Origin of the sequence: Shewanella sp. POL2, from assembly GCF_000282755.1 — a bacterium.
GTDB lineage: Bacteria > Pseudomonadota > Gammaproteobacteria > Enterobacterales > Shewanellaceae > Shewanella > Shewanella xiamenensis.
This window is the reverse complement of sequence record NZ_AKZL01000003.1, coordinates 1-23,301: the sequence shown is the minus strand read 5'-3', so window position 1 is coordinate 23,301 and position 23,301 is coordinate 1. Positions and strand designations below refer to the sequence as shown.

The window sequence follows — 23,301 nt, the reverse complement described above, 5'->3', positions numbered from 1 at the left end:
GAGCGCCATTGGCGCTCTTATTGTGACTAAACCTTTCTCTGATTAAGGTGGTTACTTTGCCGCTAACTGGCTGTTAATCACTAAACTTAAGTATTGGGTGAAATCATGCCCATGATTTTGCAGCATCTTAGGGAACATAGAAATGGGCGTCGAACCTGGGAAGGTATTGATTTCGTTCAGCAGGATTTCATTGTCCGCGGTTAAGAAAAAGTCGATACGGGACAGGTGACGTAACTTCATGCCTTTAAAGGCTTTAATCGCATAGGCTCGGATCTGATCGCTGATTTCAGTCGGTACATTTTGCGCGACGACATCGGTTCGGGCCTTACTGTTTTTCGCGTACTTTTCATCGAAGGTGTAGAAGGTATTGCTATCACAGATAATTTCGCCGGGTAGAGTGGCGATCACTTCACCTTGATATTCGTAAACGGCGACTTCAAGTTCTCGGGCTTTTATGGTTTTTTCGACAATCACGTAGGGCGCATAACCAAAAGCGTCTTTAAGCACGCCAGGCACTTTGCTGCTGTCATCAACCTTATAGCAACCGACTGAGGAGCCTTGAGAGGCTGCCTTGACGAAAATTGATCCCCACTTTTCAAGTGCCGCTTGGGTTTGGGCAATGGCTTCATCATCGTATTGATTTAAAAAGATATAAGGCGTGTTGGGAATGCCTAAGGCGCTGAACCACATCTTAGCGGTGATCTTGTTAAAACAGTTACTGCTGGCTTCGGATTCGCAACCAAAGTAGGGCAGTTGGATAAGATTAAAGTAAGACTGAATGTCGCCTGTCTCACCTGGGTAACCGTGAATGCAAGGGATCACATAATCCACGGGCCAAGGGGCTTTGCTCTCGTCACGAAAGCGGATCTCACGGTTATTGGTCAGCTCGCAGTCATCGCCTGCGGCGGTTTGGTATTGGCCAAATTTATCCAGTACTACACGTAGTACATTGAACTGTTCTGATTTTGCTAACGAGGTTTCAAAATAATTAGCCGACAGTAGGGAAATATCGTGTTCCGCACTTCCACCGCCGCACAGCAAAAGTAAATTGATCTTTGACATTATGATTCCTCGATTGAGCAAAATGCTGTTGAGTTGCTTCGTGCAACTACGCCACTAACATGCAACTGGGCTATTCAGAAAATAACGACACTGTATTAGCCGCTGCCATCTTAGATTTCTTCGCCCCTAAAGCGCAAGGACTGAGGCGAAGGAGTTTGACCAAGTGATGCATTTTAAAGCATTTTTGAAGGGCAATAAAAAACGCGCTAATAGCGCGTTTTAAAGTCTTATCTCGAATAAATAAGATTAGAAGTTTGCGGTACGTGGCGCGCGTGGGAAGGGGATCACGTCACGGATGTTTGATACGCCAGTGACGTAAGACACTAAACGCTCAAAGCCTAGACCGAAACCTGCGTGTGGCACTGTGCCATAACGACGAAGATCGCGATACCACCAGTAATCCTCTTTGTTCAGATCCATTTCTTCCAAACGCATATCCAGCACGTCTAAACGCTCTTCACGTTGCGAACCACCGATGATTTCACCAATGCCAGGAGCCAATACGTCCATCGCGGCAACGGTTTTACCGTCTTCGTTAAGGCGCATGTAGAAGGCTTTGATATCTTTTGGATAGTTCTTCACAACCACTGGGGCTTTAAAGTGCTCTTCGGCCAGATAACGCTCGTGCTCAGAGGATAAGTCGATACCCCAAGACACTGGGAATTCGAACTCACGGCCACATTTTTGCAGAATATCTACTGCATCGGTGTAATCCACTTGGGCGAAATCGCTCGAGACGAAGGATTGCAGACGCTCAATTACGGTTTTATCCACGTGTTGGGCGAAGAATTGCAAATCGTCCATACGCTCAGCTAATACCGCGTTGAAGGCGTATTTCAGCATGCCTTCAGCGAGACTGGCGATATCGCTTAAGGTGGCGAAGGCCACTTCGGGCTCAACCATCCAGAATTCCGCTAAGTGACGGCTAGTGTTTGAGTTTTCAGCACGGAAAGTCGGGCCAAAGGTATAGATTTTTGACAGGGCGCAGGCGTAGGTTTCGCCGTTTAATTGGCCCGATACGGTTAAGAAAGCCTCTTTACCGAAGAAATCTTTGTCGTAGTCTACTTTGCCATCACTGGTGCGTGGCAGGTTTTCCATATCCAGTGTGGATACACGGAACATTTCACCTGCGCCTTCACAGTCAGATGCGGTGATCAGCGGTGTAGATACCCACACGAAGCCATTTTCGTGGTAGAAACGGTGAATGGCTTGAGATAAACAGTTACGTACGCGAGCAACGGCACCAATGATGTTGGTACGTGGGCGTAAGTGCGCCAATTCACGTAAATGCTCAATAGAATGACGTTTAGCCGCCATTGGATAAGTGTCTGGATCTTCAACCCAGCCAGTCACTTCAACTTGAGTCACTTGCAGCTCATAGGCTTGGCCCGCGCCTGGAGATTCCACAATCTCACCGGTTACGATCACCGAGCAGCCAGCAGTTAGCTTTAACACTTCGTTGTCGTAATTTTCTAAGCTATTTGGCACGACACCTTGAATAGGATTGAAGCAGGAGCCGTCATAGACTGCCAAAAAAGAGATGCCAGCTTTAGAGTCACGACGAGTTCTTACCCATCCACGTACGGTGACTGTAGAACCGACTGCGTGCTCACCTTTAAATACAGAAGCGACTGATGCAATACTCATTGTTGCTTAGTTCTCCAACGAAACGTTTTATATGAAAATTTTGGAGGTTTATATTACCTTGCTGGTGGCTTTTCTCAAGCTGAAAAAGGTATCCTGAGGTGAATATTACCGCTATTAAGCAATATATACCCAATCAACCACAATCCGACATCTTTAGGTTGTTTGGTTATCGTGCGTTAAACGTTCGGAGGCGATATGAGAAAAGTTAAAATATTCCAGCTCATCCTCGCGACATTATCTATTTTGGGTTGGACATTGGCGGTGTACGCGCTGATGGTGTTTGGCGAGGCTCGCCCCGAACGAGAGGTCGGGTCCTACTTGAGTCGCGGCGAAACCTTCAGGCACTATTGGGACCCAAGCGAAACCGAATTACTGCAATATATCATCTGGGGCTGTGGTGCGATAAGTCTGATAAGTCTGGCGTTTAACTACTATGTTGCCCACCACAGTAAACTGGGTTATTGGTTTAATATTCCCTTGCTGCTGTTAACGTCGTTAGTGGCGGGCTTATATGTACATTTTGTGATTTAAATTATCCAAAAGAGCAATGCGGCTTTACAGCATCTCCTCGGGCAGACTCACATGCCGACAGAGGTGATCGATGATCGCCGCTGTCGCTCCCCAGATAAAACGCTGTTGATACGGGATAAAGTGTACGCTGTAATAACGGCCTTTGCGTAAGAATGCGTTACGATGCCGATGGCTTGGTTCGATAAAAAAACTTAAAGGCACGGTAAAACAATCGGCAACCTCGCCTGGATCGAGCCTTAAGGTAAAATCTTGCTTGATGATCCCGACCACTGGGGTAATTTCAAACCCAGTAAAGGTATTGTGGGCAGGGAAAGTACCTATCACATCCACATTTTCTCTGCAAAGACCAATTTCCTCTTCGGCTTCTCGTAATGCCGCCATAATCGCACTTGGATCACTGGGTTCAATTTTTCCTCCCGGAAAACTGATTTGTCCTGGGTGCGCCCGAAGATGCATGGGTCTTTGGGTTAAAATCAGATTGAGCTCGCCACGGATTTCCTGCAAGGGAATTAACACCGCCGCTTTTCGCAGTCCTTGGTGAGGGAGCGCCGCCGGATCTTGCTTAGCTAATGGGTGTAGATTGAATCTGAGTCTAAATTCCGCTTGATCCATAGGTTTCCCACTCATTCCTGTCGATTATTGAGGGCTATCTAACAAGGGTAAGATTCGACTGACTTTATCAAAGCTTTCTTGATATTCGGCATCGACATTGGAGTCGGCGACGATCCCTCCGCCAGCCCAACAATAGAGCTTGCCGCGCTCGGCAACAATAGTGCGGATGGTAATGCTCGTATCCATTTGCCCATCTTGGCTGATATAGCCTATTGAACCACAATACAGACTGCGGCGTGAGGGTTCCAGTTCTTCAATAATTTCCATGGCGCGAATTTTGGGGGCGCCGGTAATTGAACCGCCGGGAAAGGCTGCCCGCAGTAAGTCACTGGCGTGGTATTGTGGATCGAGTTTAGCGGTGACGGTACTCACTAAATGGTGCACAGCCGGAAAACTTTCTATGGCAAATAAATGTGGTACTTGTACTGAGCCGGGCGCCGCGACTTTGCCGATATCATTACGTAGCAAATCCACAATCATCACGTTTTCGGCGCGATCTTTAGGGGAGTTGGCGAGTGTTTGTGCCACCTGTTTATCCCGCTCCGGATCGGCATGGCGTGGCAAGGTGCCTTTAATCGGTTTGGTTTGAATATCATCGCCGCGCAGCTGAATAAAACGCTCAGGCGAAATCGATAAAATCGCGTTGGCCTCAAGCCGCATAAAGGCAGAGAAGGGCGCCTGATTGGCACTGCGCAGTTTGCAGTAGGCGAGCCATTCATCGCCTTGATACTCAGCTTCAAATCGCTGAGTTAAATTAATTTGATAGCAATCACCGCTTTGTAGATATGCCTGTACTTGATTAAATTTTGAGGTGTACTGGGCTTTGGTGAGTTGCGCCGACCAAGGGCTTGTGAGACTAAACTCAGTCTGTTTTGTGGTGTTGGCTATTTTTGCTTCAATTATGTTCAATTGAGTATCGAGGGCGGCATCGCCTAAATAGTGCACCATAAACCAGCTTTGCTGCTGATAATCAAAAATCAGTGCCCAGTCGTAAAAGCCAATATTCATCTCGCCGAGGTGAATATCCTTAGCCGCTGTGCTGGGGAGCTGCTCAATTCGGCGGCCTAAATCATAACTAAAACTGCCCATAGCGCCACCACTGAAGGGCAAATTGCAGCTAAAGGATTGTGGATACCAATGGCGCAATAGTTGATTGACCAGCGTAAAGGGATCATCAGTTGCACTCATTTGGGTGGGTATGGTTAATTCGGGCAACTGAATTAGGATATCGGTCAGTTCACCATGGGTGATCAGGGTGGCAATAGGATTTGCGCAAATAATATCGAATTTAGCGTCCTGATGGGGCGCATTGGCGGAGTCGAGCACGATGGCCCAAGGCTCGGCTGCAAAGTGTTCGAAGATTGCTGCAGTGCTGAATGTCCAGTCAAGTTGGCGTACTGCCAGCGGTAATGCCGCCCTATTTGCCATCTATTAACCCTATCTAAAAATGTGATGTAGCCCAAAAAGATGGGAAAGAGTATCATATTGGCCCAGAAAGAATTACACAAAAAACAAGTAAGGCCCTAAAGGCTGCTGGAGCGCACCTACTATGTCATCTCACCATGAAACGTCTGAAAATGTAGTGATTAAACAAGCCGACTTCATTGAAAGTGTGGCCGATGCCCTGCAATACATCTCCTATTACCATCCCAAAGATTTTGTCGATGCCATGAGCGAAGCTTATGAGCGTGAGCAAAGTGCGGCGGCGAAGGATGCGATTGCCCAAATTTTGATTAACTCGCGTATGTCTGCCGAAGGCAAACGTCCACTGTGCCAAGACACGGGTATCGTGACTACCTTCGTTAAGATTGGTATGGGGGTTAAGTGGGACAAAACCGATATGACCGTGCAACAAATGGTCGATGAAGGTGTTCGTCGCGCTTATACCAACCCAGATAATCCACTGCGTGCATCGATTGTGGCCGATCCTGCCGGTAGCCGTAAAAACACCAAAGATAACACCCCATCTGTGGTGCATATCGATATGGTGCCCGGTAATCATGTTGAAGTCGCTATCGCCGCCAAAGGCGGCGGCAGTGAAAACAAAGCCAAGATGGTGATGTTAAACCCATCTGACGATATCGCTGCTTGGGTTGAAAAAACGCTGCCAACGATGGGCGCGGGCTGGTGTCCTCCAGGTATGCTCGGCATCGGTATTGGCGGCACCGCTGAAAAAGCGGCCGTGCTGGCGAAAGAAGCGCTGATGGAAAGCGTGGATATCCATGAGTTAATGGCGCGCGGTGCACAAACTACCGAAGAAAAACTGCGTTTAGACATTTTCGAACGTGCTAACAATCTCGGTATTGGTGCGCAGGGCCTTGGCGGGTTAACCACAGTGTTAGACGTGAAAATCAAATCAGCACCTACTCATGCAGCATCCAAACCTGTGGTGATGATCCCGAACTGCGCGGCAACGCGCCACGTTCACTTCCATTTGGATGGAACTGGTCCTGCTGATCTTACTCCACCATCGCTGAGCGACTGGCCAGAAATCACCCGCGAAGTGGGCAGCGATGTGCGCCGTGTTAACTTAGACACTGTCACACAAGCGGATATCGAGCAGTGGAAGAGCGGTGAAACCATTCTGTTAAGCGGTAAAATGCTGACCGGACGTGACGCTGCCCATAAGCGTATCCAAAGCCTGATTGAAAGCGGCGAAGGTTTACCTGAAGGCGTCGACTTTACTGGCAAGTTTATCTACTACGTTGGCCCAGTTGACCCCGTCGGTAATGAAGTTGTCGGTCCTGCAGGACCTACAACTGCGACCCGTATGGACAAATTCACCGATCTGATGCTAGAAAAAACTGGCCTGATGGGCATGATTGGTAAGGCTGAGCGTGGTCCTGCGACCGTTGAATCTATCAAGAAACACAAAGCTGTTTACCTGATGGCCGTTGGCGGTGCGGCTTACTTAGTGTCAAAAGCCATTAAGAAATCCCGCGTTGTGGCTTTTGCCGATTTAGGTATGGAAGCGATTTACGAGTTCGACGTTGAAGATATGCCTGTGACTGTAGCGGTTGACTCAAACGGCGTGAATGCCCATGAAACGGGGCCAGCGATTTGGAAAGTCAATATTGCTAACGCCAAAGCGTAAGCGAATGTCATCCTTGCAAAAGTGTCGTTTTTTTAAGCGGGATTTGAGCAAGATAGCGAGGCGAGTGTTACTCAATCAGACCATTCGCGATTGACTGACAATTTGTCACAAAAAAATCCGCTCAAGTACGCCTTTTGGCTTGCTTGAGCGTTTTTGTTTCGTTAGTGTGGCAAACTTATCTTCATAGAGACGATTGATGTTCGTTTTGACCGTTCATTCGGTACAACTACCGAATGTGTTTAACAAAAGATGGATATAACAATGAAAATAGCTCCTCTCCTATTGGCGCTTGGCGCAGCAGGTTTGGCCTGCTCTGCCCACGCGGCCGATCCTAAGCCTTTTACTGTGCAACAGCTGGTTAAACTCAACAAATTGCATTCAGCCGTGGTATCTCACGACGGTACAAAACTGGTCTACGGCCTGAAAACCGTTAATGACAAGGGAGAGGCAAGCTCGGATTTATATCTTCTCGATCTGACGCAAGCAGACGCGAAACCGCTGCAGCTCACCTCTGCCGCCGGTACTGAGCACGATGTCAGCTTCGCAAACGATGACAAATCGATTTATTTCCTCGCCAGCCGCAGCGGGTCAAGCCAACTGTTCCAACTGCCATTAACCGGCGGTGAAGCGCAGCAAGTTTCTGATCTGCCATTGGATATTGATGGTTACAAACTCTCTAACGATGGCAAGCAAATCGTGCTTAGTATGCGTGTCTTTCCAGAGTGTAAAGACTTAGCGTGCTCAAAAGACAAGTTTAAGGCTGAAGAAGAGCGTAAATCGACGGGCCGTGAATACAAGCAGTTGATGGTACGTCACTGGGATACGTGGGAAGACCATGCCCGTAACCACTTATTTGTCGGCGCCCTCAACGGTGAAAAGCTGACTAAAGTGGTTGATATCACTCAAGGCTTAGACACCGAAACGCCGCCTAAACCGTTCTCAGGCATGGAAGAAGTGACTTTCACCCCAGATGGCCAATATGTGGTGTACAGCGCCAAGGCGCCAAGTAAAGATCAAGCTTGGACTACCAACTACGATTTGTGGCAGGTGAGTGTGAACGGTGGTAAAGCCACTAACTTAACCGCGGATAACATCGCTTGGGACGCCCAGCCAACATTCTCAAGCGATGGTCGTTATATGGCGTACCTCGCGATGACTAAACCTGGCTTCGAAGCTGACCGTTATCGCATTATGCTGCGTGATACTAGCACCGGACAGTCGAAGGAAGTCGCACCGCTGTGGGACAGAAGCCCAAGCTCGCTGATGTTTGCACCGGACAATCGTACTCTGTATGTGACGGCGCAGGACATTGGTCAAGTGTCAATTTTTAAAGTGAATACTCAATTTGGTGATGTGCAGTCTGTTTATAGCGACGGCAGCAATAGCCTGATTGCGATCGCCGATGATCAACTGATCTTCGACAGCAAAACCTTAGTTGAGCCGGGCGATCTGTATCGCATCAACACCGATGGTCAAGGCCTGAAACGTCTAACCGAAGTCAACAAAGACAAGCTGGCCGAAATTAAATTCGGTGAATTCCAACAATTTAGCTTTAAGGGTTGGAACAACGAAGATGTTTACGGCTACTGGATCAAACCTGCCAACTACCAAGAAGGCAAAAAGTATCCGATTGCATACCTCGTTCACGGCGGTCCGCAAGGTTCATTTGGTAACGGTTTCAGTGGCCGTTGGAACGCCCAGTTATGGGCCGGTGCGGGTTACGGCGTTGTGATGGTGGACTTCCACGGTTCAACTGGTTACGGCCAAGCCTTTACCGATTCTATCAGCCAAGATTGGGGCGGTAAGCCATTAGAAGACTTACAAAAAGGTCTGGCTGCGGTGAGCCAACAACAAAAATGGCTCGATCCACAAAATGCCTGTGCCTTAGGTGGCTCTTACGGCGGCTACATGATGAACTGGATCCAAGGTAACTGGAACGATGGCTTTAAGTGCCTCGTTAACCACGCGGGTCTATTCGATATGCGCTCCATGTACTATGTGACCGAAGAAGTCTGGTTCCCAGAGCATGAGTTTGGCGGCACTTATCAGGATAACAAAGCGTTATATGAGCAGTTCAACCCCGTTAACTATGTCGAAAACTGGAAGACGCCAATGCTGGTTATCCATGGCGAGAAGGATTTCCGTGTGCCTTATGGTCAAGGATTAGCAGCATTTAGCTTTATGCAGCGTAAGGGGATTCCATCTGAATTGCTGATTTTCCCTGATGAAAACCATTGGATCTTAAAGCCAGAAAATCTAGAACAATGGTACGCGAATGTGTTCCGTTGGATGGACAGCTGGACGAAAAAGTAATCGAGGATGATGGACTTAAATTCGCAGTGTACTAAGTCCCATTAACTTGTTGCCAAAGCCAGAACCCTGTTCTGGCTTTTTAATAATCGTATTATTTATATCCAGCTAATCTCACCGTTGAACGAATGGGATTAAATACTGGCTACTGTTATCTATCAAGGAATAAAGATGCTGATCAGAGCGGCGAGTACAACAGATATTGAAGCGATAAGCGCGTTAATCACTCAGCTTACACAGGTTTATATCGCTCCCACGTGCACTAATATGGGCGCAGAAACCTTAGTCAACGCCATGTCGGTTGAGTCGGTGGCTCATTATTTTGCCTTGGGTTATCAATATCATGTTGCAATGAATGAGGCTGGCGAACTTGTCGGTGTGGTGGGGATGAAGGATAACAGTCATCTTTATCATCTATTTGTGGCGGATATTGCCAAGGGGCAAGGCCTGTCGCGTCAGCTGTGGGAGCATGCTAAAGCTGAGTGTCTTGCGAAGGGGAATCCCGGCACATTTACCGTTAACTCGGCGGTGAATGCGCTGCCTGTCTATCAGCGCTTTGGCTTTATTGCGCAAAGTGATATTCGTGAGCGTGGTGGGATCCGCGATATTCCGATGCAACTCGTGCTTTGAGCTATAACAATCTTTAACCATAAGACCAAAACATAAAATCAGAAGAAGAGAACCTATGGCGAATGTGAGTTTTTACCCAATCGGGACAGTCGGTGAAAAATGGGGCGATGCCGAAAAGGCCGCATGGTTTGCTAGCACGCAAATTAAGCGTTCTTACCAAGACAATGTTGTCACGCCACTAAAAGCGATAGAGTCACAACTGGCCGCATTAGGGCTGAATGTAGTGCAATATGGCGCTTTATCGATTGATCCAGCGCGTTACCCTTTATTTGCGGTCAAATCAGCAAGCTTTGATCCGAAAAAGATAACGGTATTAGTCACAGGGGGCGTACACGGCTACGAAACCAGTGGCGTGCATGGCGCCTTGGCTTTTTTGGCTAACAACGCGGCTCACTATGCTGAGCGGGTAAACTTAGTGGTGGCAGTGTGTGTAAGCCCTTGGGGTTATGAGACTATTAATCGCTGGAACCCGAAAGCTATCGATCCAAACCGCTCGTTTTATGCTAATAGCCCAGCAGAAGAGTCGGCAGCACTGATGGCACTGGTGGCAAGCGTTCCACAAGGGTTTGATGTGCATGTGGATTTACATGAAACCACCGACTCGGATGAGGATGAATTTCGTCCAGCCTTGGCCGCGCGTGACGGCAAAGACTTTATCCCTGGCACTATACCTGATGGTTTTTATGCTGTAGGCGATACCGAAAATCCGCAGGATGCGTTCCAAAAGTCGATTATCGATGGCGTGAGCAAAGTGACTCACATCGCGCCTGCCGATGACAAGGGCGAGATTATCGGCTCGACAGTAGTACAACACGGGGTGATCAATTACCCATTGAAAGCGCTAGGTTTATGCAGCAGTGTGACGGGGTGTATTTATAACACCACCACGGAAGTGTATCCCGACAGCCCATCGGCCACGCCTGCTGAGTGCAATTTAGCTCAAGTTGCGGCGATTACCAGTGCCATCGACTATGTGTTAGCACTGAATTAATTGAGTTTGTTACTTATTTGATATCAAGCTAGCAAGTCAATCGTAACGTTGTGTACTGTGTCATCAATTGATTTTGCTTAAGTTAAAACGATAAAAGCCCTCAAACGAGGGCTTTTGCATTTAACAATTTTTTATTGCTTAGATTTTATATCTATTGAGCACTATTGCTCGGTGAAAGGGCGGCCATAGTAGCTGTCGAGTAGTAGCTGTTTTAGCTCGCTAATTAGCGGATAGCGAGGGTTGGCACCAGTACATTGGTCATCGAAGGCATCCTCGGCAAGCATATCTACTTTGGCGAGGAAGTCGGCTTCGTTAACTCCGGCTTCTTGGATTGACGCAGGAATGCCCAGCGTCTTCTTGAGCTGCTCGATTTTCTCCAGCAATTTTTCAACTTTTTGCGCATCTGAGTTGCCACCTAGGGCTAAATGATCGGCAATGGCCGCGTAACGACACAGGGCTTTTGGTCTGTCGTATTGGCTGAATGCAGCTTGCTTAGTCGGTAAGTCCGTCGCATTAAAGCGGATAACGTTACTGATCAGCAGCGCGTTCGCTAGCCCGTGGGCTAAGTGAAACTCGGCGCCCAGCTTGTGAGCCATAGAGTGGCAGATCCCAAGGAAGGCGTTGGCAAAGGCGATACCGGCTATGGTGGCGCCATTATGCACTTTTTCACGGGCAATGGGGGATGCGGCGCCAAGCTGATAAGCATCAGGCAAATATTTGCACAGCAGGTCAAGAGCTTGCAGGGCTTGACCATCGCTGTACTCGTTCGCCATCACGCTGACATAGGCTTCGAGCGCGTGGGTGATCGCATCGATTCCGCCGAAAGCGGTTAAGGATTTCGGCATATCCATCACCAGATTCGGGTCAACAATCGCCATATTAGGGGTGAGTTGATAGTCGGCAATGGGATATTTTTTGCCGGTTTGTTCATCGGTGACCACGGCAAAAGGTGTGACTTCAGAGCCAGTACCGGAAGTGGTCGGTATCGCCACCATAGTGGCTTTGACGCCCATTTTAGGGAATTTATAGATACGTTTACGGATATCCATAAAACGCAGTGCTAAATCGGCAAAGTCGACATCTGGATGCTCGTACATCACCCAAATAATCTTGGCTGCATCCATGGGCGAACCACCGCCTAAGGCAATAATCACATCGGGTTTAAAGCTATTGGCCACTTTGGCACCTTGGCGCACTGTGGCCAGTGTGGGGTCGGCTTCCACTTCGTAAAACACTTCGGTTTCAAGACCTTGGGCTTTTAAAATCTTTAAGGTTTCGTCGCAATAACCTTGGTTAAACAGGAATCTGTCGGTCACTATCAGCGCGCGTTTTTTATCACTCAATTCTTCAAGCGCAATAGGTAAGCTGCCGCGGCGGAAGTAGATAGACGAAGGAAGCTTGTGCCACAGCATGTTTTCAGCCCTCTTAGCGACGGTTTTTTTATTGATTAAATGGCTTGGGCCGACGTTTTCGGAAATCGAGTTTCCGCCCCAAGAGCCACAACCTAAGGTGAGCGAGGGGGCGAGTTTAAAGTTGTACAGGTCGCCAATTCCGCCTTGTGAGGCTGGAGTGTTGATTAGAATTCGCGCGGTTTTCATTCTAAAACCAAAGGTTTTCACCCGGTCGGTTTGGGTATCTTGGTCGGTATATAAGCCTGATGTGTGGCCAATCCCGCCTAAGGCGACCAAAGCTTCAGCCTTATCGACTGCGTCATTAAAATCGGCTGCGCGGTACATACCAAGTAAAGGAGAGAGTTTTTCGTGGGCAAAGGCTTCGGCCTCTGTGATATCGGTGACTTCACCAATTAAGACCTTGGTGGTGTGAGGGACATCAATGCCCGCCATTTGCGCTATGGTTGCGGCGCTTTGGCCGACGATGTCGGCATTTAAGCCGCCATTTTTAAGGATGACTTGTTGCATCGCAGCGGTTTGCGCCGCATTTAAGAGATAACCGCCATGGGTGGCAAAGCGCTCTTTGACTTGCTCGTAGATGCTATCGACCACAATCACCGCTTGCTCTGAGGCACACACCACACCGTTATCGAAGGTTTTAGACATCAGAATCGAGCTAACCGCACGTTTTATATCGGCGGTTTCATCGATAACAATTGGGGTGTTACCTGCGCCTACGCCAATGGCGGGTTTGCCTGAAGAATAGGCGGCTTTCACCATGCCAGGGCCGCCCGTAGCGAGGATAAGATTCACTTTGGGGTGCGTCATTAACTGGTTTGAGAGCGCCACACTGGGCTCATCAATCCAACCGATAATGTCCTTGGGCGCACCGGCTGCAATGGCGGCATCTAACACCAGTTTAGCCGCTGTGGTGGTCGAGACTTTTGCCCTTGGGTGAGGGGAGAAAATAATCGCATTACGGGTTTTAAGACTAATTAATGCTTTGAAAATGGCGGTGGAGGTGGGATTGGTGGTGGGGACAATCCCACAGATAATGCCCACGGGCTCGGCGATAGTGATAGTACCGAAGGTGGGGTCCTCGGATAAAATTCCGCAGGTCTTTTCATCTTTGTACTTGTTGTAAATGTACTCGGAGGCAAAGTGGTTTTTAATCACTTTGTCTTCAATCACCCCCATTCGGGTTTCGGCGGCGGCCATTTTCGCAAGCGATATACGCGCATCGGCAGCGGCGAGGGCGGCGGCGCGGAAAATCGCATCGACTTGGGCTTGACTAAAACTGGCATATTCGGCTTGCGCTTTGGCGACGCGCTCGACCATGAGATCCAGTTCTTGGGCGTTGGTTACTGTCATGATTAAGACTCCTAAAAAGATTTAGGGAATGCACGATTCGCTAACTCTTCTTTATGGTGAAAAATTACACCTAAAGCCTAAGGTAAAGTGTGATCTTGCGATCAATTTAGGGTTTTTATGTAATAAAAATACGTCAGTTGCGATCTTATGTGTCTTTTTTGTCTAAAATAAGCCGAGTACAGTAAACAGATATTACTCAAACTTGTGATTTAACCTCAAAAATCTCATTTTTCAGTCATCTGTGCTTAAGCTACTATACTTGCCCTTAAGTTTAGTTTGATGAAATTGGCGTGACACGCTCAATAAGGATAGTCACTTGGAGTTAACACTTTACGTTAAATTTTTTCTTGGCCTGGTTGCCATTATCAACCCTATTGGTTTGTTGCCAGTGTTTGTGAGCTTAACCAGCCATCAAACTGAAGCCGAGCGTAACCATACGGGTAAAGTGGCTAACTTTGCGGTGGTGGTGATCCTGTTGGTGACCATCGTCGCGGGACAACATATTTTGAATATGTTTAGTATTTCACTCTCGGCTTTTAGGATCGCTGGCGGCACGCTGATCGCGATTATTGCGATGTCGATGTTGCAGGGTAAATTGGGCGAAGTAAAACGTAACCAAGAGGAAGACCGCGAATCTTCGGCTATGGAGTCCGTGGCGGTTGTGCCGTTAGCCTTGCCGTTAATGGCTGGTCCTGGGGCGATTAGCTCGGTGATTGTGTTTGCCGCTGAGCATAATTCATTATCCAATTTTATTGCGATGTTTATTACCGTGATTATTTTTGGTTTGGTGAGTTTTGGCCTGTTTCGAATGGCATCTATTATCTATAAAATTTTAGGTAAAACAGGAATTAACGTGATTACCCGTCTTATGGGATTATTAATGCTCTCGATTGGTATCGAAGTCATTGCCGCTGGGATTAAAGGCTTATTCCCACAACTTTTTAGCTAAAAATCGGAATGCGGGAGGCCATTTCCTCCCGCTGTTGCGGTTGCAGTTTTCATTTGCTTTTATCACACGAAATTTTCTCCCTTGGCCTATTTATAGCCTTATCTCGAAAAGCCGTTGTAGCCTTGTATTGTTGCAACCATTTGTTTTTATAATAATTAGTATTTTCTAAATTAGCGTTATTCTATCGTTATCATTAACATCCTGTGCTATATAATAGGTTAACAATTTAGCCCTAAGTCGATTAAGGATATCCCTATGAAATGGCAATGGATTGGCAACCTCAGCTTAAAGCAAAAATTACTCATGGTTGTATTGCCCCCTTTATTCGCGTGTTTTTTATATGGTGCGCTATTTCTCATCGAAAAGTATGAATATCGTCAAGAGCTGAAAGTCGTCGTGCAGCTAAGCGAATTGGCGGTGACAAACAGTAACTTTGTCCATGAGTTGCAAAAAGAACGGGGCATGAGTGCCGGATTTATAGGCTCAGCGGGCAAGGCATTCGCAGGCAAAATACCCAGTCAAAGGCAATTGACAGATACTCAGCTCAAATATTTCCAATCTTTTATTGAAAACCACAATTTACCCGCAGTGTTTGCGCCGAAACTGCGCGATCTAAATACTCAACTCAGTAAATTAGCTTCAATTCGCTCGCAGGTTGATAACCTGTCAATCAGTGTTGCCGATGAAGTAGCCTATTATACTGCGCTCAACCGAGAGCTACTTGCGATTGTTGATGAGACTGCTAAAACGGGTGCTAATCAAGAAATTGCTATCAAAGCGGCGGCATTTAGTGCCTTCTTACAAATGAAAGAACGGGCAGGGATTGAGAGGGCAGTATTAAGTTCGACATTTGGACAAGCAGGGTTTAAGCCTAAGGTTTACGCAAAGTTTATTACCCTAGTTTCTGAGCAAAATAGCTATTTGGAGCGTTTTATTGCATTGGCAACACCTAATTTGGTTGATGCCATTAACCGCATTCAAAATTCTAATGAAGTCAAAGACGTTGAATCGCTAAGACAAATTGCATTTGACCAAGATAACCAGAAAATTCAACAACAAAATCCAGAAGACTGGTTTGCTAAATCTTCAGCTCGGATTGACAGCTTGCGGGATTTTGAGCAGCAAGTTTCAGCTGATCTTTTGAATATCACCCATGAACGTCTTGCATCTGCCAATCAACAAATGTTTTTTGTGTTGGCGACGTTAAGCTTGGTGCTGATCATTGTACTTTTGCTCAGTTTATCGGTGATCCGATATTTACATACGAGTGTTCATCATCTTTATTCCACGGTTACACAAGCACGAAAACACTACGACCTCAGTGTTCGGTTAAACCACAACAGCCAAGATGAATTTGGTGAACTTGCCTTAGCTTTCAACGAGATGATGAGTGATTTTGAAAACGTTATCTTACAAGTGCGTGCCAGTGCTAGCAAATTACAGCAGGCGGTTGAACAAATGGATGTTTGCACCCATGCCATGGAGCAAGATGTGATGGCAGGCCACAGTGAGGCTGAGCAAGTGGCATCGGCAATGACCGAAATGAGTGCGACCGTTGCCGAAATTGCGAGTAATGCAGTACAGGCATCAGAAGCATCAAATTCGGCTAACCAAGAGGCCAAAACCGGTAACCTTGAAGTTGGCAGAACCAGCAAAGCAATAAAAGCACTCGCGGATGATATTAATGGTGCCTCACAAGCCATCAATGAACTCGATAGAGAAATTCACGGTATTGTGGTGGTATTAGATGTAATTAACAGCATTGCAGAACAAACTAATCTGTTAGCACTTAACGCCGCAATTGAGGCCGCCAGAGCTGGTGAGATGGGTAGGGGTTTTGCCGTGGTAGCCGATGAGGTCAGAAGCTTAGCGCAGCGTTCGCAGACATCGACGTCTGACATCAAGAATATGACTGACAGATTAAAGTCCAGCGCTAATTTAGCGGTAAAAGCCATGGATCGCGGATTAGCACAGGCCAATACCAGCGTCCAAGAAGCGGAGCAAGCAGGTATCGAACTTAAACGTATTGTTGAACAAGTCGATATCATTAACCGCATGAATGAGCAAATTGCGACAGCCACCCATGAACAATCCGCAGTGTCTGAAGATGTAAATCGTAATGCGTTAAAGATCAGCGATATTTACTTAAACACTCAACGTATCTCCGATGAGCTAAGGGAATTGACTAAAGCATTGACCTATGACTCCGAACTCATGTCTAAAGAAGTCCATAAATTTACAGTAAAATAGTGCATTGGTTAATTTTAGCGCCTTGAACGAGGGCGGTTTGTCTAGCAATTGTGCAACCGCCTGAAATCGATTCTTTTTTACTTGACCATACAAAGGCTTTTGCGTACAGTACCGCTCCGTTAACGATGAAAGCTTACACGTTAAGCACTATTCAACTCGATTAACCGTGTTCATTGACACGTAAAAGCTAATGACAACAATCTGGTGAGATGTCCGAGTGGCCGAAGGAGCACGCCTGGAAAGTGTGTATACGGAAACGTATCGAGGGTTCGACTCCCTCTCTCACCGCCAAATTCAAGTTTAAAGACGTCCTAGGGCGTCTTTTTTCTTACCTGTATTTTATTAAAATCAATAACTTATCATCCTATATTGTTTGATGACATCCTACTGCATCCGAAATTTTTAGTAATGCCAAAAGTAATGCCAAGGAAATTTGGTAAATTTTGGCATTACTTTTGGCTTCAAAAATACCCTTTATTTATGCCGTTTTTTTTACTTGATTTTCTCGATTTTATGGCCCAGATTTAACTTGGCAAAATCATGATTTGTCTGAATTTATTCAGTGATAAGTAATGCTTGATTTTCGAGTGAAAACTGATGCGAAAATCAAGCATTACTTCTGGGTTTAATTTGAGGGGGTAAAACGGTATGGGAAGGAGTACAAATAAGCTGACTGCAAAAGCGGTGCTCAATGCTAAAGCGGAAGCAAAGCCCTATAGATTGTCAGATGGTGGCAATCTCTATCTCTATGTGCGCACTGCAGGGAAAACGTGGGAATTTAGATACATACGTCCCTCCACCAGCAAACCCACCTATTTTGGTTTAGGCTCATATCCTGACGTATCCTTAGCTGAGGCGCGAGATAAAGCGCTAGAAGCGCGGAAAAACTTGGCCGAAGGCATCGACCCTCAATTACTTAAAGTTGAAAACAAATTAAAAGCGGCAACAGAGAACGCTCAAACTCTGAAGCATATTGCACAAATGTGGATGGACTCAAAGCAAGGAAGCATCAAGCCTAAAACCATCGAAGGCAATTGGCGAAAGCTTGAGCTGTATGCCTTCCCTAAACTGGGGAGTATTGCGATTAGCAGACTCACGGCTCCCATAGCCATTGCCGCGCTCAAGCCCCTAGAGCAGAAGGGGCATCTTGAAACGGTTAAACGTACCGCTCAGTTGCTGAATGAAATCATGAACTTTTCAGTTAACTCTGGTTACATTCACGCCAATCCGTTGTCAGGTATTCGAGAAGTTTTTAGAAAAAGCAAAGTAGAGCATCTGAAGGCATTAAAACCAGCAGAGCTAGCTGAGTTGCTGCAGACTATTGCAAACGCCAATTTATTGTTAACGACCCGGTGTTTGATTGAATGGCAATTGCACACAATGACCAGGCCAAATGAAGCGGCCGGAGCCCGTTGGGAAGAAATCGATTTTGATGCCAAACTTTGGACTATTCCTGAATCACGCATGAAAATGAATCGTGAGCATATTATCCCGCTTACAGAGCATACCCTCGCGATACTCGAAACTGTTAAGCCGATCAGTGAACAAAGCCAATTCGTTTTTCCGTCATCTAAAGATCCTAAAAAGCACACAGATCCTGAAACCATCAACAAAGCATTAGGGCGAATGGGATTAAAGGGAAGAACAACGGGGCATGGTTTACGCTCACTGGCGAGCACAACCTTAAATGAACAAGGCTTTGATGGTGATGTTATTGAGGCAGCGTTAGCCCATGTTGATAAAAACCAAATCCGCAGTGCCTATAATCGCACGACCTACCTAGAGCGACGGACCAAGTTAATGGAGTGGTGGAGCAATCATATTGCCACTGCAGCAGTGGGCTCTTTGTCAGTAACAGCTGGTTCAAGAAAATTAGGGGCATGACCTGTAAGGCCGAATAGAGATTATCTCCCTGAGTCAAAACGTTAGGGGACGTGACAAACGAATCTAACCTGTTAAGTCCGACTCAGGGTTGGTACACTTACATCATGACTAACCTAAAGCCAAACTAATGACTATCGAGCAGAGCCAGCATTTGCACCAACTAAACGCTTTAGCTGCAAGCCATCCTGAGGTGGCGGTATTATGGCTTTATGGTTCGCAGGCGAAAGGAAATGCTAGCGAGCATAGCGATTGGGATTTAGCCGTCGCATTCGATCCGGTAAAGGCGGACAGTGTGCTTGATACTCGTATTAGAGCTGAACTGCTTGCTATGGATTGGCAAAGAGCATTGGGGCTAGCCGAAGGAAAGCTTTCCGTTGTCGATATCAACCTTGCACCAATCCCTCTGGCTTTTGGGATCATTAATGCCAATAAACTTATCTTTAGTCGAGATGAAGGTCGAAGAATGCAAGAGGAGTCCCGCATTATGTCGCAAATGGAACTCGATTATTCAGCCCAAAGTCTATAAAGGAATAGTTGTATTATGTCGGATAATGCCTATATCACGTCATTGCGTTTAAGCCTTAGCCGGTATCAAGCCGAGCTCGGAGAGTTACGTCAATTACTTAGTCAGCGTTCCTTATCTAATCTCGAATATCGAGCAGCAGAGCGAACACTACAGGTCTCTATTGAAGCTTGCATTGGCATTGCAAAACATTGGGCTAAGGCACTGGCTGGACATAGTCCGCAGGATGCCTACCAAGCATTTGAGATCCTGTGTCAACGAGGAGCACAACCAGCCGATGAATTAAATGGCTGGCGTAAAGTGATAGGCCTGCGTAATGCACTGGTACATGATTATCTGAATATTGACCCTGAGATCATCCGCAGTGTGATCTCTCAAGGTTATAGCGATAGATTATTTGTCTTTGCAGAGCAGGGATTGGAATGGTTATCTTTGAAGAATAACTAAAGTCTGATTGACTTTCACAGGCTCTCCTAAAGATTGAATTTATGAGTCGACTAGAGTCAACCTGTTCATTCTAAGAAAACAGCTAATTGCCAAATGTTAACTTCGATAAAGAAAAGTATTTAGTGGTCCATATCGAGGTCGTTTAATAGATCTTGCTAGCTGTCATTCCTTGGTTATAATTTACTGTATATATTAACAGTGGTTTATTGCTATGCGTGTTATCCCTATTCCTGCCCGTGCTGGCATTACAGGTTTTGAGTCACCTGCGGCTGAATACACTCAGCTAGGTCTAAGCTTGGATGAGCTATTGGTCGACCACCCAAGCTCAACTTTTATGGCTTATGCCCTAGGGGACTCGATGCAAGATGTCGGCATCTTTGATGGTGATATTCTTATTGTTGACCGCCACGAGATGGTGCGAAATGGCGATGTCATTGTAGCCAATTTAAATAGGGAGTTTGTTTGCAAAATCATTGATATCCCCCGCCGTTTACTGCTTTCTTCTAATCAACAACACCAGCCTGTCATTATTCACGAATACGATGAGTTTAGTATTGAAGGCGTTATCACTCGTTCTATTCGTTGCCACCGTAAAAGTCCTGTATTGAGTAAAAAATTGAGTAAAAAGTAGATGTTTGCGCTAGTCGATGCCAACAGCTTTTACTGTAGTGCGGAACAGGTGTTTCGGCCTGATTGGCGTGGTAAGCCTGTTGTTGTGCTAAGTAATAATGATGGGATGATTGTTGCCGCCAATAGGCAGGCTAAAGAGGCGGGTATTCAGAAGTTTGTGCCTTACTTTCAAGTCAAAGCGCAGTGTGCGGAGCGTGGTGTGATTGCGTGTTCATCTAATTATGAACTGTATGCTGACTTATCGAGCAAGATGATGGATATCATTGGCCGCTTTGCGCCTGAGCAGCATGTATACAGCATCGATGAAACGTTCCTGTCGTTTAAGAACTGCTATCCAGCAATAAAATGCCTACATACTCAAGGTCAATTAATAAGACGAGCAGTATGGAAAGAAGCTCGCTTGCCAGTTTGTGTGGGAATTGCAGAAACCCTGACCTTGGCAAAACTGGCTAACCATGCTGCTAAGAAGATTGAGGGTTATAAAGGGGTTTGTGTTATCGACAATGACCAAGACCGAACCGCTATTCTAAAGCAGCTAGCAGTAGGTGATGTTTGGGGGATTGGGCGCAGGATTAGTGCAAAGCTTGAACTGATGAATATCCGTACTGCGTTTGACCTAGCGAACATGCCAGCAGGATTAGCCCGTAAGCAATTTAGTATTGAAATTGAGCGCACAGTAAGAGAGCTAAACGGCCAAGCCTGCAAACAATGGGACGAGGCGAGGGCTGATAAAAAGCAGATATTCTCGACAAGAAGCATGGGTGAGCGTATCACCGATTTTGAATCGTTACTGCAAGCACTAAGTAAGCATGTGGGAATTGCGGCTGCTAAAGCGCGTAAGCAAGGCTCTGTTTGCAAGACGATACTGCTATTTGCGAGTAACTCCCCCCATGATGAGCGGCCTGTTAGCTATAAAACCGTGGTGCACTTCCCTTGTCCGACGAACTGTACGATAGAGCTGACTAAAGCAGTATGTGAAGCCGCACCCAAGCTATTTCGTGAAGGTGTACGCTATTACAAGATAGGCGTAGGTTTGATTGATTTAGCGAGCGAGAAACATAGCCAACTAGATTTGTTTAATCCGCCGACCGCAAAGCCAGCGCTAATGCTTACACTCGATCACATAAACCAACGCTATGGCAGTGATACTCTATTTGTTGCAGCTCAAGGCATAGAGCAAAAATGGGCAATGCGGAGGGATTTGCTGACGCCGCAATATACGACTAAGTGGCGAAGTGTGCCGTGTATTAAGTGCTAACGATGTTATGCCCCATTCCGTGTTTCGGCTCGTTAGCTCAATCGAAAATTCCTACACCTGTTGCCATACAAATTCTCATTTAGTTACCTATGTTTGGCCCTACCGCGAAGCGACTAATAATGTATGGGATACAGTCATATTTAAATTTAGGTATTTTAGTATGATTTTAAGACAAAATCAGTGCGCACTAACTCCATCAACAACAGATAAAACTCTATAAAATCATGCGACTATAGTAGCTGAATTTTTGTTCATAGGTTTGGAAAACGCGCATACACGTTTTTCCAGATGGTGTATTTGGCAGAAACCTGATAAGTTCTTTGCATACAAATAGTTAACCGTGCGCGTTTTCACTGGTCCCACGAGGTAAACGCGCATGCACACTAATCAAATGTTGAACTAAGCCGCTGCGCGGAGCCTAAAGCGAACCACTGTTCCACACTTACTCCTAGGGATAATCCCTTACCTAGGAGGTCTACCATGTCATCACTTCTGCAACAATTCCATGATGAGATTAGTTTACGTGGTTACTCGGCCCGTACGCGTAACGCTTATTTGTATGCCATCACCCAACTGCAGCACTATGCCAACCAACCGCTCGATAACATTACGGATGAGCAGCTTACGGCTTATTTCCGTTACTTAAATCTTGAGCGGCATCATTCCAGAGCCACCTTAAAGTTACAGCTTAATGGCATTCATTTTTTCTATGAACATGTCCTAGGGCGCGACTTTACGGTTCAGCTAAGTTTACCGAAACGTCCGCACAAACTGCCGCAATTGCTTAGCTGCCAAGATATCGCGGCACTGCTGTACCACTGTCAAAACCTGAAACAACGCGCCATGTTGGCGCTGTGTTATGGTTGTGGTTTGCGTGTCAGTGAGTTAACCCATATTAAGGTTGCTGATATCGATGGGCAGCGGCAGTTACTCAAAGTGTGTCAAGGTAAAGGCGCCTGCGACCGCTGGGTGATTATTTCACCGACCTTACTCACCCTGTTGCGTCAGTATTGGCAAGCGTATCATCCCGTCGAATGGTTGTTTGCCTCGACCTATCATGATGTGGTTTATCCGCTGCATGAGTCGACCTTTCGTAAAGCGTTAGCGAAGGCGGCCCGCTTAGCGAGTATCACTAAGCCATGCAGCCCACACAGCCTAAGGCATGCTTATGCGACCCATCAATTACAAGCGGGTATGCCACTTCATCAATTACAGGCTCAACTTGGTCATCACAGTATTAAATCCACCGAGCGCTACTTGCATTGGTCGCCGGAATTGGGTCATCAAGGGCGTGACTTGCTAGCAAGTCTTGGGGGGATGCAATGGCAACCTCCTACCATGTAAGCGATATCCTTCAGCAGCACTTAACTCACTATCAACAGCAGCATAAACTGACCGAACAGCAAGCCTTAGTCTGCCAGCATATTCAGCAGTGTCGCACGCAAACCTTAGGCATACAGCACTGGCGTTGTGATACTTGCCAGTATGAGCAGCAGGTGTTTTGCTCCTGTGGTGACCGGCATTGCCCTCGTTGTCAGGGAAGGCAGACGCAAGCGTGGATTGCTACGCAGCAGGCGCAAGTCTTGCATTGCCGCTATTTCCACTTGGTCTTTACCTTACCTCACGAATTGAACATCTTGGCGCACTACGCTGCCAAGCCGTTATACAGCGCCCTGTTTGAGTCGGTGTGGCAGACGCTTGCGCAGTTTGGCATGAAACGG

Annotated in this window: 19 protein-coding genes and 1 tRNA gene; 15 read left to right on the top strand and 5 right to left on the bottom strand. The window is 46.6% G+C overall.

Annotation, left to right across the window (positions count from 1 at the left end):
* Positions 1 to 51: 51 nt before the first annotated feature.
* Both SHEWPOL2_RS01260 and asnS read right to left on the bottom strand, forming a co-directional pair.
* A complete protein-coding gene (locus SHEWPOL2_RS01260; protein ID WP_037425231.1) occupies positions 52 to 1,062 on the bottom strand; it encodes a D-alanine--D-alanine ligase in 1,011 nt (336 codons plus the stop codon).
* A gap of 246 nt (positions 1,063 to 1,308) precedes the next feature.
* A complete protein-coding gene (gene asnS / locus SHEWPOL2_RS01255; protein ID WP_037418214.1) occupies positions 1,309 to 2,709 on the bottom strand; it encodes an asparagine--tRNA ligase in 1,401 nt (466 codons plus the stop codon).
* Positions 2,710 to 2,904: 195 nt separating this feature from the next.
* Between asnS and SHEWPOL2_RS01250 the strand changes: the two genes are divergently transcribed.
* Positions 2,905 to 3,240, top strand: coding sequence for a hypothetical protein (locus tag SHEWPOL2_RS01250; RefSeq protein WP_037418216.1), 336 nt, complete (start codon positions 2,905 to 2,907; stop codon positions 3,238 to 3,240).
* A gap of 24 nt (positions 3,241 to 3,264) precedes the next feature.
* On the opposite strand, the gene SHEWPOL2_RS01245 is transcribed toward SHEWPOL2_RS01250, so the two are convergent.
* A complete protein-coding gene (locus SHEWPOL2_RS01245; protein ID WP_037425228.1) occupies positions 3,265 to 3,852 on the bottom strand; it encodes a CoA pyrophosphatase in 588 nt (195 codons plus the stop codon).
* A gap of 24 nt (positions 3,853 to 3,876) precedes the next feature.
* On the bottom strand, positions 3,877 to 5,280 hold the full coding sequence (pabB, locus tag SHEWPOL2_RS01240) for an aminodeoxychorismate synthase component I (RefSeq protein ID WP_037425225.1): 1,404 nt from the start codon (positions 5,278 to 5,280) through the stop codon (positions 3,877 to 3,879).
* 121 nt (positions 5,281 to 5,401) lie between these two features.
* On the opposite strand from pabB, the gene SHEWPOL2_RS01235 reads away from it, so the two are divergent.
* From SHEWPOL2_RS01235 to SHEWPOL2_RS01220, 4 genes are all read left to right on the top strand, one after another.
* Positions 5,402 to 6,946, top strand: coding sequence for a fumarate hydratase (locus tag SHEWPOL2_RS01235; protein WP_037425222.1), 1,545 nt, complete (start codon positions 5,402 to 5,404; stop codon positions 6,944 to 6,946).
* Between the two features lie 261 nt (positions 6,947 to 7,207).
* Positions 7,208 to 9,259, top strand: coding sequence for a S9 family peptidase (locus tag SHEWPOL2_RS01230; protein ID WP_037425219.1), 2,052 nt, complete (start codon positions 7,208 to 7,210; stop codon positions 9,257 to 9,259).
* A 168-nt stretch (positions 9,260 to 9,427) separates the two neighbouring features.
* A complete protein-coding gene (locus SHEWPOL2_RS01225; protein ID WP_037425217.1) occupies positions 9,428 to 9,886 on the top strand; it encodes a GNAT family N-acetyltransferase in 459 nt (152 codons plus the stop codon).
* A 55-nt stretch (positions 9,887 to 9,941) separates the two neighbouring features.
* The gene (locus tag SHEWPOL2_RS01220) at positions 9,942 to 10,877 is read left to right on the top strand and encodes a M14 family metallocarboxypeptidase (RefSeq protein WP_037425214.1); all 936 of its coding nucleotides are present in this window, start codon (positions 9,942 to 9,944) and stop codon (positions 10,875 to 10,877) included.
* 161 nt (positions 10,878 to 11,038) lie between these two features.
* Here the strand turns inward: SHEWPOL2_RS01220 and adhE are convergent, their stop codons facing one another.
* The gene (gene adhE / locus SHEWPOL2_RS01215; RefSeq protein WP_037425212.1) at positions 11,039 to 13,639 is read right to left on the bottom strand and encodes a bifunctional acetaldehyde-CoA/alcohol dehydrogenase; all 2,601 of its coding nucleotides are present in this window, start codon (positions 13,637 to 13,639) and stop codon (positions 11,039 to 11,041) included.
* Between the two features lie 316 nt (positions 13,640 to 13,955).
* Between adhE and SHEWPOL2_RS01210 the strand changes: the two genes are divergently transcribed.
* The 10 genes from SHEWPOL2_RS01210 to SHEWPOL2_RS01165 all read left to right on the top strand — a co-directional run.
* On the top strand, positions 13,956 to 14,588 hold the full coding sequence (locus SHEWPOL2_RS01210; RefSeq protein WP_011072194.1) for a YchE family NAAT transporter: 633 nt from the start codon (positions 13,956 to 13,958) through the stop codon (positions 14,586 to 14,588).
* A gap of 255 nt (positions 14,589 to 14,843) precedes the next feature.
* Positions 14,844 to 16,838 carry a nitrate- and nitrite sensing domain-containing protein gene (locus SHEWPOL2_RS01205; protein ID WP_037425210.1) on the top strand — a complete coding sequence of 665 codons (1,995 nt, stop codon included), beginning with the start codon at positions 14,844 to 14,846 and terminating at the stop codon, positions 16,836 to 16,838.
* A gap of 203 nt (positions 16,839 to 17,041) precedes the next feature.
* Positions 17,042 to 17,129: transfer RNA gene (locus tag SHEWPOL2_RS01200), tRNA-Ser, on the top strand.
* A gap of 357 nt (positions 17,130 to 17,486) precedes the next feature.
* The gene (locus SHEWPOL2_RS01195) at positions 17,487 to 18,722 is read left to right on the top strand and encodes a tyrosine-type recombinase/integrase (protein WP_037425208.1); all 1,236 of its coding nucleotides are present in this window, start codon (positions 17,487 to 17,489) and stop codon (positions 18,720 to 18,722) included.
* A 127-nt stretch (positions 18,723 to 18,849) separates the two neighbouring features.
* The gene (locus tag SHEWPOL2_RS23115) at positions 18,850 to 19,248 is read left to right on the top strand and encodes a nucleotidyltransferase domain-containing protein (RefSeq protein WP_028760130.1); all 399 of its coding nucleotides are present in this window, start codon (positions 18,850 to 18,852) and stop codon (positions 19,246 to 19,248) included.
* A gap of 15 nt (positions 19,249 to 19,263) precedes the next feature.
* Complete coding sequence (locus SHEWPOL2_RS23110) at positions 19,264 to 19,692, top strand: DUF86 domain-containing protein (protein WP_028760129.1); 429 nt, start codon at positions 19,264 to 19,266, stop codon at positions 19,690 to 19,692.
* A gap of 211 nt (positions 19,693 to 19,903) precedes the next feature.
* Positions 19,904 to 20,323 carry a translesion error-prone DNA polymerase V autoproteolytic subunit gene (umuD, locus tag SHEWPOL2_RS01180; protein WP_037425205.1) on the top strand — a complete coding sequence of 140 codons (420 nt, stop codon included), beginning with the start codon at positions 19,904 to 19,906 and terminating at the stop codon, positions 20,321 to 20,323.
* Entirely contained in the window at positions 20,324 to 21,580 is a 1,257-nt protein-coding gene (locus SHEWPOL2_RS01175; RefSeq protein ID WP_037425203.1) for a Y-family DNA polymerase, read from the top strand.
* A 480-nt stretch (positions 21,581 to 22,060) separates the two neighbouring features.
* Positions 22,061 to 22,924: a site-specific integrase gene (locus tag SHEWPOL2_RS01170; RefSeq protein WP_037417817.1), complete on the top strand. Its 864-nt coding sequence runs from the start codon at positions 22,061 to 22,063 to the stop codon at positions 22,922 to 22,924.
* The coding region (locus SHEWPOL2_RS01165; protein WP_037425201.1) for a transposase zinc-binding domain-containing protein at positions 22,903 to 23,301 on the top strand (399 nt) is incomplete at its 3' end. The genes SHEWPOL2_RS01170 and SHEWPOL2_RS01165, both read left to right, overlap by 22 nt.

What these genes read in the sequence shown, in the direction of transcription:
- SHEWPOL2_RS01260 (WP_037425231.1), bottom strand. Translation starts at nt 1,062, where the DNA reads ATGTCAAAGATCAATTTACTTTTGCTGTGCGGCGGTGGAAGTGCGGAA.
- asnS (WP_037418214.1), bottom strand. Translation starts at nt 2,709, where the DNA reads ATGAGTATTGCATCAGTCGCTTCTGTATTTAAAGGTGAGCACGCAGTC.
- SHEWPOL2_RS01250 (WP_037418216.1), top strand. Translation starts at nt 2,905, where the DNA reads ATGAGAAAAGTTAAAATATTCCAGCTCATCCTCGCGACATTATCTATT.
- SHEWPOL2_RS01245 (WP_037425228.1), bottom strand. Translation starts at nt 3,852, where the DNA reads ATGGATCAAGCGGAATTTAGACTCAGATTCAATCTACACCCATTAGCT.
- pabB (WP_037425225.1), bottom strand. Translation starts at nt 5,280, where the DNA reads ATGGCAAATAGGGCGGCATTACCGCTGGCAGTACGCCAACTTGACTGG.
- SHEWPOL2_RS01235 (WP_037425222.1), top strand. Translation starts at nt 5,402, where the DNA reads ATGTCATCTCACCATGAAACGTCTGAAAATGTAGTGATTAAACAAGCC.
- SHEWPOL2_RS01230 (WP_037425219.1), top strand. Translation starts at nt 7,208, where the DNA reads ATGAAAATAGCTCCTCTCCTATTGGCGCTTGGCGCAGCAGGTTTGGCC.
- SHEWPOL2_RS01225 (WP_037425217.1), top strand. Translation starts at nt 9,428, where the DNA reads ATGCTGATCAGAGCGGCGAGTACAACAGATATTGAAGCGATAAGCGCG.
- SHEWPOL2_RS01220 (WP_037425214.1), top strand. Translation starts at nt 9,942, where the DNA reads ATGGCGAATGTGAGTTTTTACCCAATCGGGACAGTCGGTGAAAAATGG.
- adhE (WP_037425212.1), bottom strand. Translation starts at nt 13,639, where the DNA reads ATGACAGTAACCAACGCCCAAGAACTGGATCTCATGGTCGAGCGCGTC.
- SHEWPOL2_RS01205 (WP_037425210.1), top strand. Translation starts at nt 14,844, where the DNA reads ATGAAATGGCAATGGATTGGCAACCTCAGCTTAAAGCAAAAATTACTC.
- SHEWPOL2_RS01195 (WP_037425208.1), top strand. Translation starts at nt 17,487, where the DNA reads ATGGGAAGGAGTACAAATAAGCTGACTGCAAAAGCGGTGCTCAATGCT.
- SHEWPOL2_RS23115 (WP_028760130.1), top strand. Translation starts at nt 18,850, where the DNA reads ATGACTATCGAGCAGAGCCAGCATTTGCACCAACTAAACGCTTTAGCT.
- SHEWPOL2_RS23110 (WP_028760129.1), top strand. Translation starts at nt 19,264, where the DNA reads ATGTCGGATAATGCCTATATCACGTCATTGCGTTTAAGCCTTAGCCGG.
- umuD (WP_037425205.1), top strand. Translation starts at nt 19,904, where the DNA reads ATGCGTGTTATCCCTATTCCTGCCCGTGCTGGCATTACAGGTTTTGAG.
- SHEWPOL2_RS01175 (WP_037425203.1), top strand. Translation starts at nt 20,324, where the DNA reads ATGTTTGCGCTAGTCGATGCCAACAGCTTTTACTGTAGTGCGGAACAG.
- SHEWPOL2_RS01170 (WP_037417817.1), top strand. Translation starts at nt 22,061, where the DNA reads ATGTCATCACTTCTGCAACAATTCCATGATGAGATTAGTTTACGTGGT.